Annotated in this window: 8 protein-coding genes; 2 read left to right on the forward strand and 6 right to left on the reverse strand. The window is 33.7% G+C overall.

The features are described 5' to 3' along the window. Positions 1 to 3 precede the first annotated feature (3 nt). Positions 4 to 1653 (forward strand): GLPGLI family protein, encoded by a 1650-nt coding sequence (locus tag OLM53_RS07095; protein ID WP_264522333.1) that lies wholly within the window; start codon positions 4 to 6, stop codon positions 1651 to 1653. 76 nt (positions 1654 to 1729) lie between these two features. On the opposite strand, the gene OLM53_RS07100 is transcribed toward OLM53_RS07095, so the two are convergent. The 5 genes from OLM53_RS07100 to OLM53_RS07120 all read right to left on the reverse strand — a co-directional run bounded on the left by OLM53_RS07100 (position 1730) and on the right by OLM53_RS07120 (position 13064). Further along, positions 1730 to 3091: a pyridoxal-phosphate dependent enzyme gene (locus OLM53_RS07100; protein ID WP_264522334.1), complete on the reverse strand. Its 1362-nt coding sequence runs from the start codon at positions 3089 to 3091 to the stop codon at positions 1730 to 1732. Positions 3092 to 3314: 223 nt separating this feature from the next. After that, positions 3315 to 5246 carry a putative porin gene (locus OLM53_RS07105; RefSeq protein ID WP_264522335.1) on the reverse strand — a complete coding sequence of 644 codons (1932 nt, stop codon included), beginning with the start codon at positions 5244 to 5246 and terminating at the stop codon, positions 3315 to 3317. A 104-nt stretch (positions 5247 to 5350) separates the two neighbouring features. Next, on the reverse strand, positions 5351 to 8266 hold the full coding sequence (locus tag OLM53_RS07110; RefSeq protein ID WP_264522336.1) for a M4 family metallopeptidase: 2916 nt from the start codon (positions 8264 to 8266) through the stop codon (positions 5351 to 5353). A 155-nt stretch (positions 8267 to 8421) separates the two neighbouring features. Then, positions 8422 to 9987 carry a RagB/SusD family nutrient uptake outer membrane protein gene (locus OLM53_RS07115; RefSeq protein WP_264522337.1) on the reverse strand — a complete coding sequence of 522 codons (1566 nt, stop codon included), beginning with the start codon at positions 9985 to 9987 and terminating at the stop codon, positions 8422 to 8424. 17 nt (positions 9988 to 10004) lie between these two features. After that, positions 10005 to 13064 (reverse strand): SusC/RagA family TonB-linked outer membrane protein, encoded by a 3060-nt coding sequence (locus OLM53_RS07120; RefSeq protein ID WP_264522338.1) that lies wholly within the window; start codon positions 13062 to 13064, stop codon positions 10005 to 10007. Between the two features lie 183 nt (positions 13065 to 13247). Here OLM53_RS07120 and OLM53_RS07125 point away from each other — a divergent pair, with 183 nt between their 5' ends. After that, entirely contained in the window at positions 13248 to 13847 is a 600-nt protein-coding gene (locus tag OLM53_RS07125) for a ribonuclease HII (RefSeq protein ID WP_264522339.1), read from the forward strand. On the opposite strand, the gene lipB is transcribed toward OLM53_RS07125, so the two are convergent. Then, positions 13848 to 14561, reverse strand: coding sequence for a lipoyl(octanoyl) transferase LipB (lipB, locus tag OLM53_RS07130; protein ID WP_264522340.1), 714 nt, complete (start codon positions 14559 to 14561; stop codon positions 13848 to 13850). Between the last annotated feature and the right edge of the window lie 92 nt (positions 14562 to 14653).

Genomic DNA, 14653 nt, shown 5'->3' on the forward strand with positions numbered 1-14653 from the left:
GTAATGAAAAAGTTACTTATTTCTATTTTACTGTTTGTTTTTGGAAGTTCTTTTTCCCAAAACTATAAAATCACTTATCTAAAAAGCTCCAACGGAACTTTGATTGATGGACAAGATCCGATTTGGGTTTTTATCAATGCCAATGAAACGCAAATAACCTCACAAAGCATCTCGAATGGTAAAGCAATTTATCCTTTTGAACAAACTATCGTTGATAGAAGATCCAATTCATTTAGTCAAATTGCGGTTTTGAATTCATCATCAACTATCTGTTCGAAAGACAGTCTTTCACTCGCGAAACAAAGTTTTGAATATTTAAATGACACTAAAAAAATATTAGGGTACAATTGCAAAAAAGCCAAAACGATTGTCAATTCAAACACTGTCGAACTTTGGTACACAAATGACATCAACATAAAAGGAGCCCCTACACCACTTGGTCAAAATTTAGGATTAGTATTAGAACTAAATCGCAACGGTAACTTTGTTATAGCTGCCACTAAAGTAGAAAAGATAAAATCATTACCTGTTATCCAAAAAGCGAAACAAACCATTGACTTACTGACTTATAAAGATTTACTCTGGAAAAGTCGATTCACGACAATTCCCGTTTTCAAAAACCAAATCATAAACTTTTCTGATGCCTCAAAATCCAACGACAGTATCCTTCGCTTTGCCAATGGAACCATAGCCGTGAGAAAAATCAAAATTCCTGAAATCAAATTAGGCAGTCAGATTTTTGTAGATGTTTCGGAACAATCCAATGGTGATGCCTATGATAGAACCGGGTCTTTTTTTATGATTCCAACTGATAAAGCCACTTCATTTTTAGATGGTTTAAAAAACGGAGTGAAAACATTGCCTATTTATAACAACGGAAATGGCAAAGATTATCAAGGAATTGTTGCAACAGAAAACTATAATCCCATTGTTGAATTGATGCGGTTTTATACACCCTTCGGAGTGAAGCAATACAATACATTACAACTGAAAGATAAAACTTGGGCAGAAAATGTTTTGTATCGTCAGGATGTTTCCGATTTGAGAACAGAATTAAGTAATCAAGAAGTTTGGATCGGCATTTTCATTGGCAATTATGATAAAGGAGGTCACAAAATTTCAGCCAATATTACTATTCATCTTGAGGAGGAAACTAAAGTAATAGCAACGCATATTGTCCCCCTTTTCTGCACTAACAACATTATGGAAATGGCAGGTCAAGAATATGGAACCATGTTCAATAATGATAAAGGTTTGGCAGTGACTTTCAATTTAGAGAAACCTATGAAAAACTGTAAACTTCGTTATATAACTACCGGCCATGGTGGTTGGGAGAATGGTGATGAGTTTGTACCAAAGAAAAACACTATTTATTTAGATGGGAAAGAAACATTTAGCTTTACGCCTTGGCGACAAGATTGTGGTTCTTACCGTTTATACAATCCCGCCTCTGGAAATTTTCCTAACGGATTGTCTTCTTCTGATTACAGTAGAGCCAATTGGTGTCCAGGAACCGTAACCAATCCTGTCTTTATTGATTTAGGTAATCTCGAAGCTGGGAATCATTCCCTACAAATTAAGATTCCACAAGGTTTACCTGAGGGAACTAGTTTTAGTTCTTGGAATGTTTCAGGAATATTGATTGGTGAATAGAGAAAAGAAACAAGAGTCAAGAAAAAAGACTTTTCTAATCTTACTTCTTGACTCTTGCATCTTGATTTTAAAAAAATTACTTTATCGAACTGATAATATCGTGTTTCGTAATGATATGGTGTTTTCCGTTTCCTAAATCAACTAAAACCGCTTGATTATCTTTATTGATTAGTTTGGAGATTTCCTCAATAGGTGCATTGGCGCTTACTATCGGATAAGGTTTCCCCATGATTTCTCTAATAGGTTTATCCGCTATGTTTCGGTCTTCTACGTAACTTCTGAACAAATCCGTTTCATCTAAACTACCCACAAAACCTGTGGTATCTATTACTGGTATCTGAGAAATATTATATTTTTTTAGACGCTCAATCGCATGAGAAACTAATTCTTCAGTGCGAACCACAACCAGTGGTTTGTCTTTGTGATCTTTGATAACATCTTCTGCTTTTGTTATTTCTTCATCTAAGAATCCTCTTTCGCGCATCCAATCATCATTAAACATTTTGCCCACATAACGGCTTCCTGAATCGTGAAATAAAACCACTACCACATCATCTTTGGTGAAATGTTCTTTTAACTGGTGCAATCCTTTCACACAAGAACCAGCAGAATTCCCCACAAATATTCCTTCTTCTAAAGCAATTTTTCGAGTATAAACGGCAGCATCTTTATCGGTTACTTTGGTAAAACCATCTATTAAAGAAAAGTCTACATTTTTTGGAAGAATGTCTTCTCCTATTCCTTCAGTGATATAAGAATAGATTTCATTTTCGTCAAAAATTCCAGTTTCGTGGTATTTTTTAAATACTGAGCCGTAAGTGTCTATTCCCCAAATTTTAATGTTTGGATTTTTCTCTTTCAAATATTTTCCGATTCCTGAAATGGTCCCTCCTGTTCCTACTCCAACCACAAAATGTGTCACTTTTCCGTCTGTTTGTTCCCAAATTTCTGGACCGGTTTGTTCGTAATGTGCAATAGCATTGGATGGATTATCGTATTGATTTACATACCAAGAATTTGGAATTTCAGTTCCTAATCTTTTGGATACAGAATAATACGAACGTGGGTCGGTTGGCTCTACATCCGTAGGACAAACGATAACTTTAGCACCTACAGCACGAAGAATATCCATTTTCTCTTTGGATTGTTTGTCGGTGATTACAAAAATACATTTGTATCCTTTTACAATAGCAGCAAGAGCTAATCCCATTCCGGTATTTCCTGAAGTTCCTTCGATGATGGTTCCGCCTGGTTTTAATCTTCCATCGGCTTCGGCATCTTCTACCATTTTGAGTGCCATTCTATCTTTTGTGGAATTGCCTGGATTAAAGGTTTCTACTTTGGCCAAAACCAAGGCGTCGATTCCTTCTACTACTTTGTTTAGTTTTACTAAAGGAGTGTTACCAATAGTTCCTAGTATGTTTTCTGCGTATTTCATTCTTCTTGTTTATTGTTTTTTGATCTTATGCATTTGCAAGCTTAAGTCATTATGAAGTTTGCTTTGCTTGTTTTTTTAAGCGAGGTAAAGATATTGAATATAAAAATGTTTACAAAAATTCAAATGGTTTATTCACTAACCCTGATGGAAGTGGCTACCGTGTAGCGCGAACAGCAGGAATTACAATTACTGATAAAGCCCAAACGATGGGTTCCTGATTTTACTATTGGAAAAAATTCCATACGATACCAAATCGGACAATGAAATCACGGTATGGATAATTAGGAGCGGTGTAAAAATCGCTTCCCGTCATTTTGGAATTAAAATGTTCTGCTTTCAGGAATATTCTAGTTTGACGAATTCTGGCATTGATGAAGAAATCTATCATTGGAAAGTCGCCCACTTTTTTCTGATTTTGAACAAAAGCTTCGGCCACAACTGGGTTATAATCGTTGATGTAGTATTTTGTAAAATAATTAAAGATGAAACCTGTTTGGAGATACAAGGCTTTTTTGAAATAGTAATTGGTAAAATACAAGGAATTTCTGGTGACAATTTTCGGCACATTGACGATGTCCTCTTTTTGGTCTACTTGCTGGTAAAGCAAGGTGTTATCTAAAGCTAATTTCCACCATTTGAACTCACGGCTTACTTTTATTGATAAATAATTAATGACATTGTCGTATTGTTTTGGCGAAATAATCTGTTGTTGTGGATTGATGGCATCGTTGCTGAAATACAAGTGGTCTTTCATGGAACTTACTTGTAAGGCTGCATCAAACCATTGCGTTTTAGCAATAGCTTCAATCTTATTTATTTTTTCATTTTTAAAATCGTTGGACCAATTGTACCCTACGTAACTACTTTGGTGCAAATCATAAATATGATCTGGAATTTTACTTAACAGTTGGTATTGAAAAGTAAATTCGTTCTTCTCATTGAGTTTATATTTTAACTTGGCCTCAATGTTGGACATGGGTTGATTTGAAATGGAGTTGGAGTAAGTAAAGGTTCCGTTCCATTTATTTTTTCTGTAATCGTATTGCCCGCCAACGGTGTTGATTCTGTCATTTAAGGAACTTGGAATGATTCCAGAGTTCAAGATAAGCACCTTATCAAAATAGTAGTTGTATCTAAAATCCTCGACGAAGAACTGAAATTTACCAAGTAGTGCATTTTCATATATAGCCCCCACTTTATTGTACATTCTATTGTAACGGTTATGGTCTACTATATTACTAGTAACATAAGAATCTCCAAAACGATAAACTGTTGTACCATTAACAGTAGAAGGCACTGTCTTTTGATTGTACTCAAAAAATTTGTTTTCGTAATTGAATTGGTGCGTTAAGTATAAATTATTATCTCCTTTTTTGGGATTGATGCGAAAATTATGATCAAAGAATGTTCGTTTTCCTTTCATAAAGGTTTGGGCATCGGTGAGATAAACTTCTAATCTAGCACGATTGGAGTAGGCTCCATCTCCACTTTCAAAATTGTCAGGAGTTGTAATTCCACCATTTTCACCATTGAGAAAATCTTGTCCTGTGAAATGGAAATTTAAATAATATCTTTTGTTCAAAGTATTATAGCTGGCGGTGAATCTAAAATTACCTGTGCTAGAAAGTTGGTTGATATATTTCCCAATGGAGCGCAATCCTTTGAAAGCAACTGACATGTTAAATCGTTCCGAAGTATTAACTGTAATAAAAGCATCAACGTTTTGTCCTTGCTCCATTACGGTTTTAAAATACAACTCGGTTACCGGAGTTGCAACAGAATAATACTTAATATCATGAACTCCTAAATAGTTAAATTGTTTACCTGAATACCCAATTTCAGGAAAGGCAGTTACATTTTTCAATCCATAATCTAAAACAGCATAGGTTTGCCCTTCGTTAGCAAAGGGAAGTAAGCCAAAGATATCTTTTCTTAAATAATTGTATTCATATTCTTTTTTAATAGTCAAAGAAGTATCTACATACGTAGTATCTTTTTCCAAAGTAATAATTCTATATTGATTGTAAGCTGCTTTTGGCGCTGACTTTACCACTCCGCCAATAACGTTACCTTGCTTTGAATCATCAGTCTTTTTTACTTGTGTAAAGGCTGTTGAGCATATCAATAAAAAAAATACAATGACTACGTTTTTCATCTTAAACTATTTCGAGGCAAAAATACATAAAACAAATTGGAATAAAATCATAAAAAAACATCCCGATGAATCGGGATGTTTTAAAATGTGATTAAACGATATTGTTATTGCTTAATAAATTTTTTGGTAACAGAGTTGGCATCTGATTTAAAGGTAACGAAATACACTCCTGATGCTAAGCTCGAAATATCAATTGCTGTCATCGATGGACTTGTAGTATTATAAACTTCTTTACCCGAAATATCATTTATTTTTATAGCAGAGAGTGCCATATTACTTTGGATATTATAATTCAGAATGTTTCCTGCTGGATTAGGATAAACACTAATCGTATTAGAAGAAAAATCTTGATTACTTAATCCACCAGTCTCAATAACAAAATTATCTATGAAAGCCCCATCATAATTGTCTTGGGAATCTGATTGAAATACAAATCGGAATAAAGCATTCGTTTGTGGAGTAGTAGATAATGATCCAAATGAAGAAAGATTATAACTGTATAAACGTTTAGTTCCATTTGTTGTACCGCTACCATTGGTACTGCCTGCATCACCAGTCCATTCACCTCCTACACAAAACGAACATCCTGTATTAGCCGTATACCAATTAGGATCAGATGGAGTACCTAATAAACTCCAAGTATTTCCTCCATCTGTAGAATATTGCATATATAAAATATCACCACTATACTGCAAATCAAATGCCATATCAAACTTTAAAATAGGGTTGGCTATTTGTGACAAATCATAGCATCTTGATGTTAAATACGATTTAGTATTACTTGTATATACATCCGTTAATCCCGTAGCATACACAGTAGAATTATCTGCAACAGCACTAGTTAAATTAACCTTACTCAAAATACCTCTTTGCCATAAAGGTGTTGGTGAGACTACTTCATCAGAAGCTAACAAATTATCTGTTGAAGATTCAAAACCATTAACTTGATTTACAACTCCAGATTGATTTACAAAAATATAGGTTGATTTAGAATTATTGGAGCTAAATATATCTCCAGGAACAGTAGTTGTAAAATTTAATAAATGAGCTCCAACTGACAATGAAGCAGTATTTACCGTTATTTGTTGACTACCTGTAGAACAAGTGGCTAAATTACCATTCCAAACCAAATTAGTACTTGAACCTCCATCTATATTATAGGATATCGTAACCGTTGTAATTGGATTTGTTCCTAAATTTTTGAAGTAAATAGTAGGAGAAACGCTGGTAACACCACAGTTTATAGAATTATTTGAAGGAATGCTATCTAAACTAACATCATTAAGAATCGTTGCATAATTTATTCCAATATTCACAGCAAACCAAGCATTAGTTACCGCAATAACTTCTGGCCCGCTTGAACAATATAAATTATTAGCAACCACTATTGAAAATTCTCTAGCATCATAAAAATTAGAGTTTGGTGTCAAATAATCTCTTTCTGTATAATAAGCAATTTTAGAAGATTTTACCATTCCTATTCCAGTAACATTATAAGTATCTCTTTCTGCAATTGGAGCATTATTTGTTCCAGATGCTCCAGCTGTCAATATATAAAACCAATGATTCATAACACCACTATTAGCATGTACCCCACAATGATCATTTGCAGTGGTTGGAGTACAACTACCATCTTCTGCAGTTACAACCCAATTGGTTCCGCGAAAGGTATCAGGATCACCAAAAGTAAGTGGTGTCGCCATCGATCTAAATCCAGTCCCACCGGCAGTAGTATCCTCTCCTATTTTCCAAACATTTGCTACTGGAGTTCCAGTTAAAGAACCTGTTCTTCCATAATGCTCAATACAAGCTCCCCAAATATCAGAGAATCCTTCGTTCATAGCTCCAGAATGATTTTGATAGGCTAAATCTGCTGTATAAGTACAAATCGCGTGTCCGATTTCATGTCCGCAAATATCTATTGAAGTAAAAGGTCTTGAACTACCATCTCCATAAGTCATAAATGAGCCATTCCAATATGCGTTATTTAAGTTTGCAGTAGTTTGTTTAAAGTGTACATAACTTTTAATCAATCCATTATTATCATCAAAACCATTTCTGTTAAAAGTAGTCTTCCAAAAATCATAAGTCATTTCAGCACCCCAATGAGCATCTTGAGCAGCATTATCAAAAAAAGCATTAGCATGTTCCGCCAAAGTCCAATTATTATCATTATCCTTAAAATGGACATTTTGATACGTATTAACAACCCTTTCACAGTTGTAAGTTACAATTTGAGAACCTCTAGTTAAATCATTTAAAACATATTGATTCAGTGGCGTATCAAATCTAGTTTCAATACTTCTTAATCCGCTATATTTTGTATTGGCATTACCCGTAATTAAAGTCTCTAACTTGTTTATTTCAAAACTATCATTATTTTGAATAGTTATGTTAGTAGCATGCTTGATAATTGGGTTTTTAAACAGTATTTGCCCATCATGAGCGTCAACAAAAACTTCTTGTCTAGAAACTGGGACAATAGTATAAATATCATATTTATAGGCTAATTTAACTTCTCCTGTTTTAATGATTGGAAAAATCACTAACTCTCCTTGAGGTTTTTGATAATTGACAATTTGTGATTGCCCTTGATCTTCCCATAAATATTTTGTTGCATGAATATCTAATAATGCTTTATTGAAAGCTTCTTGAGGATTTAAAGTTGGAACCAAATTTAATGAGGATGCATTATATAATTCTGCGTTAATTGAAACAGCATTACCAGATTTAACATGGGTTATTAATGTTCCAAATTGTACTTTAATTCCTTTATAAAATTGTTGGTGTCTTTGGTGAGTCAAACCACTTTCATCTGATGTCTCTTTGCTAGAGGTAAAAGAAGTATTAGAATCTAATCCTAGCTTAGTAACAAAATAGTTAATAGCTTCTTCTTTTGAAATATTTACAGTAAACTTTACTGTTTTTTGAAAGGGTTCATTTTCTTTAAATCTATTCTGTGCATTTAATAGGAGAGAAAAGAAAAGAAAAAATAATAAACCCAAATGCTGCTTTTTCATGAAATTTATTTTAAAAAATTACTAAAACTGTTGACATTGAAAAGTATGTTTAAAAAATGCTTCTCAAAAGGAAAACAAAGTTAGGCAAAAATAACAAAGTATAAATAAAAAAAGCTGCTTAGAAAGCAGCTCTTTTTTTATACTATTTAATTTAATTATAGGTATCCTGGATTTTGTTGAACCCCCCCATTACCATTAAATTCGTCTTGTGGAATTGGCAATGCCCATTTGTAACTTGTTATTGGTAAGTTAACTGGGTCAGCTGCAGGATAATTTGCAGAACTAGAAGTATAATCTGCAGGATTTCTATCTACTCCTGTAATACCCGCTAGAGCACCAAGTCTTTTGATATCTATATATCTGTATCCTTCAAAAGCAAATTCAATTCTTCTTTCGTCAAGAATAGCTTTCCAAGCAGCAGTAGCATTAGCATATACTGGTGTAGCTTGATTAGCAACGAAACGCTTATCTCTTAAAGCATCTATAGCATTAGCTGCACCTGTTAAATCACCAGCAGCAACTCTTGCTTCCGCTTTGATTAAATACATTTCAGAGATACGACATATTTTATGGTCATTATTGAAACCGTTAGTTGCTGTTGTAGCAGCAGTAGCAGTTCCAGTAGCAACACCACCGTGTTTTCCGATGATTAATTTATCTGTATTTCTAAAATCACTAGAAGTAGCATAACCTGGATCAATGATTGAAGAAGGAGCCACAATTGTTTTTCTTCTAAAATCAAGAGGATTTGAATCAAGAACATTAAATAATGATCTTCCTACTTCAAAAAATGGAGAACCAGCTAAATTAGGTCTAACTGAACACCAACCATTGTGAAGGTTATCAGCTTGAGAGTTTTGTTGCGCTGTTCTTTTTAATCTGAAGATCACCTCTGTGTTAGCCGCTTCATTATCAGTGAAAAACACTTGATTGTAAGCTGCTTGAGTAGAAGCTAAAGCAACTCCAGATGTAGCAATAACATCATCAGCCCAGATTTCTGCATTAGTGTAATCCCCTTTTAAAGCATAAGCTCTAGCTTTTAAAGCTTTTGCTAAATTCTTATTAGCAAAATAAGTAGGATTCGTTACATAAGCAGGAGTAGGCAATACTAATGAATTAAAAATTGCTATAGCACTATCTAAATCAGAGTGAATCAAAGTATAAAAGGCACCGTTTGTACTTCTAGGCAAAGCTTCACCTGTAGTAATAATATGATCAGATAAAATACCGGCTAAAGCAGCATCATTTTTAGGATCTGGTGACCAATAAGACATAATTTTAATATGACATAATGCTCTACAAACTAAGGCTTCAGCTTTTGTTCTTGCAATAATTTCTGCATCAGCTGCATCAACAGGGGTTAATCTGTCTGCATAAGTAATAACACGGTTGATTCTTGCTAAAGCAAAGTAAGCATTATCCCAAATCTCATTTGGAGAGAAAGAAGATTGATTTAAAAAGAAAATCCAGTTGTCATCAATACCTTGACCTCCATTAGCATATCCAATACCTACTTCATCTGTAAAAACAGAAGTAAATACGCAATCCTCACGGTCTGTCATGTAATTGTATCCTGCATTCATAACCTTTCTTAAACCTGTTGAGTTTTGAACAGCAACTTCATCTGTCAATGAACCAGGTGTAAAAGGTGTAAGCAAATCATCGTCACATGAAACTGAGAACAGTCCTGTAAACACCAATAATATAATTAATTTTTTCATTTTTATATACAATTTAATTAAAATTTCAAGTCTAAACCTAAAGTAATTTGTTTAGGTGTTGGATATTGATACACGTCTAAGGTTCTATCACTCTCTGGGTCAAATCCTTGCCATTTTGTAAAGTTGATTAAATTCTCCCCTTGTAATGTTACAGCAACATCAGTAAAGAATGTTTTTTCAATAAATCTTTTAGGGAATTTATAACCTAATTGAATATTTCTTAATCTGATGTAAGAAGCATCTTTTAAAAATCTATCAGAATCATTCGTTGCACTTCTATTAGCTGCAGTATTAGACGGAACATTTGTTGAAGTGTTAGATGGAGTCCAAGCATTAGCCAAATCACTAGTAACATTAAAGGTACCAATATTATCTGGATCGTAAAGATTTTGTAAATCGGCATCAAATCTCCAAACTTGAGCAGCCCATGTAAATGAAGTAGACATAAAGAATCCTTTGTAGTCTAAATCAAATCCAAAACCACCTTGATAAACTGGTACAGCAGTTTTCCCTGTAGCTCTTCTATCAGCAGCTGTTGGGTTTTCTGTAGGGTTACCATTAATATCTTCAAACAATAACTCCCCATCTACAGGATTAACTCCTAAATAAGGATATACATAAGCTTCAAAAAGAGAACCACCATTTTGTGTTATATAAGTTGGCTGTGTACCGTCTAATATCACACCATTATTTGATTTAATACCATCAATGGTGTTTTTGTTATAAGAACCGTTACCACGAATGGTAAGAGTAAGATTTGAATTTTTAATCAAATCATAAGCTAAATTAAGCTCAACCCCTTTGTTAGTTACATCAGCATCAGAGTTAATTTGAATAGATGTTGTTCCACTTGTAGGAGATACAGGTTGACCTATAAATAAATCAATAGTTTTTCTATTGTAATAATCAATAGATCCTCTTATTCTACTATTTTTCAACAATTCAAAATCCAAACCTACATTATATTGTCTTGTAGTTTCCCATCTTAAATCTGGATAACCAAAACTAATATTGTAACCTTGACCTCCATTATAAGTATTGTTAGCATTAGAATAAATGTCAGCAAAAGCTGGTGGATTTACTCCTGCATAGATAGTACCATCAACGATTCTTTGGTTACCCACCGTACCAATAGAAGCTCTAAGTTTTAAAACTTTTACAGCATCTAACGACTTCATAAATCCTTCTTCTTCAATATTCCATCTTCCACCTAAAGACCAAAAGCTACCCCATTTACTTTTGTCAAATCTACTAGCTCCATCTCTTCTGTAAGAAGCGACAAAACCATATTTTTTATTGTAGTCATAGTCAAAAGAAGCAAAATAAGAAATTAAATCAACTCTTAACTGAGAAGCTGAAATAGTTGGTACGTGAAAATCATTCGCTGAAGTATCTCCTACATATCCTGCACCAGTGTTTGGCACAAAAGTTAATGGATCTAAACCTCTTTGTCTGAAGTTATTTGTATTTAATCTTGAGTGGTTGTACTCAGTACTACCCGTTAAATTGAAAGTATGTTTTCCAATTGTTTTGTTGTATTCTAACTGCCAAAGATTGTTAAATAAAAACTCTCTTCTTTGGTTGATATCTTCAAAACCACCAATACCATCAGCAGGAGCAAATAAAAAGGCGTTAAAAGAGATTGGAAACTCTGCTTGATTAAATCTTGTAGTCAATAATTGAGCCCCAGTTCTTACTCTAGCTGTGAAATTATTAGTCAATTTATATGAAGCTTCAGTAGATACATCAATTCTGGTTTCTTCTGTCAAATTACTATAAGTGTGTAATTTATCAATCAAGAACAATGGAGTATATAATAAAGTTCCATCAGCTTGGTATAAATCGTAAACATCTTGTGATCCCGTATATTGAGCTGGAGAAATGTAAGGTGCAGAAAGGTAAGCTCCTAAAACATAGTTTCTATTAATAGCGCCACCCCCTAAGTTAGTAGCTTCATTATTCTTAGAATAACCAAATGAAGTATTGATAGAATACTTAAATTTTTCGTTGTTAGATTTTCCATTAATGTTGTTTCTAACTGTAAATCTTTGTAAACCTGTAGTTAACAATACCCCTTCTTGGTTGAAGTAACTAACAGAGGTAAATGCATTTAGATTTTTAGAGCTGTTTTCAATACTTAAATTATTACTAGTTGAAGTCCCTTTTCTAAAGAAATACTTAACCCAGTCCGTTTGAACATTATAAGCATTAATTTCTGCATCAGTAAATGCAGCTCCTGTAGCAGGGTTATTAGCTCCTAAGCCTGAACCATAATCTCTTTCAATTCTTAACAACTGTCTTGCATTAGCATAAGTATATTTTGGTGTTTGTAAATCACTTACACCATAAGTAGTAGAATATCTAAAAGTAGTTTTAGCTTCACCAAATTTACCGTGTCTAGTTTTTATTACAATTACTCCATTAGAACCTCTTGAACCATATTCTGAAAGTGCTGCTGCATCTTTTAAAACATCGACAGAAGCTATATCATTTGGGTTAATTGATCTAAAGTTGTCACTATTTGAAGGGAAACCGTCAATTACATATAACGGATCAGTATTACCATTATAAGTTCCTACCCCTCTAATAACAACTGTTGATTTTGCCCCAGGCTGACCTGAGCTAGCTGTAATATTTACCCCTGCTAATTGCCCTTGAAGCGTATTAATAACATTGGCATTAGGTCGGTTCTCAATTGTTTTTGAGTTAACCGTTGCGGAGGCAGTAACTGCACTTTTCTTACTTACTTCTCTGTACCCTTGAACTACAACTTCAGTAAGCTTTATTCCACTTTGCATTTTGACACTAACAGTATTGGATGTTCCCACTGTAGCTGTAGTATCTTCCATTCCTACGAAAGAAAAAACAAGAACATCGCCTTGTTTAGCAACAATTGAAAATTTTCCATCAAAATCTGTTTGCGTGCCTTTTTTCGTTCCTTTAACAAAAACGTTAGCACCAGGGATTGGCCCAGAATTATCTGAAACAACTCCAGTTACAGTTTTCTCTTGTGCAAACGAAAACTGCATTGTAAACGCTATAAGTAGCGTAAAAATCCATTTGAACTTCGATCTCATATTAAATTTATTTGAGTTAGTTATTCTGCAAACTTCTTAATAATTTATTAATTAACCAAATATTAACACCTAATTATAATTTTGTATGATGTTAAATATTGAATTCCATTTTATTACTCACAAATAATGATGATATAAATTTTGAAAAGTTGCGTCATAATACCTATTTTTATAAAAAAAACAATGTTGCAATTAAAATATTCCAACCATTCCCTTGAGTGTGGCACTGATGAAGCCGGAAGAGGTTGTCTTGCTGGCCCTGTTACTGCAGCAGCCGTAATACTTCCAGATGATTTTGTATTAGACCTTCTTAACGACTCCAAACAACTTTCAGAAAAAATAAGAGAAAAGTTAAAACCTATAATTGAAGAGAAAGCACTTTCTTTTTCGGTAAAACATCTTGAACCGTTAGTAATAGATGAGATTAATATTTTAAATGCTTCCATTAAGGCCATGCAAGAGTGTATTACTACTCTAAATCCTACACCCGATTATATTATAGTAGATGGAAACCGATTTAAACCTATTAACGATATCCCCTATTCCACCATTGTGAAAGGAGATAGCAAATTTTTAAGTATAGCTGCTGCTTCCGTTTTAGCAAAGACTTATCGTGATGACTATATGAATACCATACACGAAGAATTCCCTATGTACAATTGGAAAAAAAACAAAGGCTATCCTACTATAGAACACAGAGAGGCTATCAGAAAGTATGGTGTAACCAAATACCATCGAATGTCTTTCCGATTATTACCCGAACAACTTCAATTAGAATTGTAATTATTGATTAATGATTACTGAAGAATTGAACTTCGCTTCGAAAAGAGTTTGGAAGTGTTCAATGATTTTAGCTTTTACTTCCTCTTCATCAATGGTTCTTCCTAATTCTACATGTAATGAAGTAACAGCTTTTCCTTTGATACCACACGGAATAATATTATCAAAGTAACCCAAATTGGCATTTACATTTAAAGCAAAACCATGCATGGTTACCCATCGACTAGCACGAACACCCATAGCACATATTTTTCTAGCAAAGGGAGTGCCCACATCTAACCAAACTCCAGTTTCTCCCTCGCTTCTTGTACCTATTATATTATATTCTGCTAAAGTCAAAATAATCACTTCCTCAAGAAATCTTAAATATTTATGAATATCGGTAAAGAAATTTTCTAAATCCAAAATCGGATAGCCTACAATTTGACCTGGACCATGATAAGTGATATCCCCTCCTCTATTTATTTTATAGAAAGTTGCTCCTTTAGCCTCCAATTGTTTTTCGGATAAAAGCAAATTACTCATATCACCACTTTTTCCTAAAGTATACACATGCGGATGTTCAACAAAAAGGAAATAATTAGGAGTTTCTAACTCAGGTTGATTTCGCTTTTCTAGTTTGATGTCAACAATCTCCTTAAAAAGCACTTCCTGGTAATCCCAAGTTTCCTTGTAATCCTTATTGCCTAAATCCTGAAGTTGAATTTCCTTGTTCATTTTTGAAGTATGAGGAAACAAAATTACAACTTTAACCTATATCGTACTGATAAAGTTTTGCAAATTAAAATGAGTATTCTTCGGATTATCTC

This window comes from Flavobacterium sp. N1994 (assembly GCF_025947145.1).
Lineage (GTDB): Bacteria > Bacteroidota > Bacteroidia > Flavobacteriales > Flavobacteriaceae > Flavobacterium.

What these genes read in the sequence shown, in the direction of transcription:
- OLM53_RS07115 (WP_264522337.1), bottom strand. Translation starts at nt 9,987, where the DNA reads ATGAAAAAATTAATTATATTATTGGTGTTTACAGGACTGTTCTCAGTT.
- OLM53_RS07105 (WP_264522335.1), bottom strand. Translation starts at nt 5,246, where the DNA reads ATGAAAAACGTAGTCATTGTATTTTTTTTATTGATATGCTCAACAGCC.
- OLM53_RS07100 (WP_264522334.1), bottom strand. Translation starts at nt 3,091, where the DNA reads ATGAAATACGCAGAAAACATACTAGGAACTATTGGTAACACTCCTTTA.
- OLM53_RS07125 (WP_264522339.1), top strand. Translation starts at nt 13,248, where the DNA reads ATGTTGCAATTAAAATATTCCAACCATTCCCTTGAGTGTGGCACTGAT.
- lipB (WP_264522340.1), bottom strand. Translation starts at nt 14,561, where the DNA reads ATGAACAAGGAAATTCAACTTCAGGATTTAGGCAATAAGGATTACAAG.
- OLM53_RS07110 (WP_264522336.1), bottom strand. Translation starts at nt 8,266, where the DNA reads ATGAAAAAGCAGCATTTGGGTTTATTATTTTTTCTTTTCTTTTCTCTC.
- OLM53_RS07120 (WP_264522338.1), bottom strand. Translation starts at nt 13,064, where the DNA reads ATGAGATCGAAGTTCAAATGGATTTTTACGCTACTTATAGCGTTTACA.
- OLM53_RS07095 (WP_264522333.1), top strand. Translation starts at nt 4, where the DNA reads ATGAAAAAGTTACTTATTTCTATTTTACTGTTTGTTTTTGGAAGTTCT.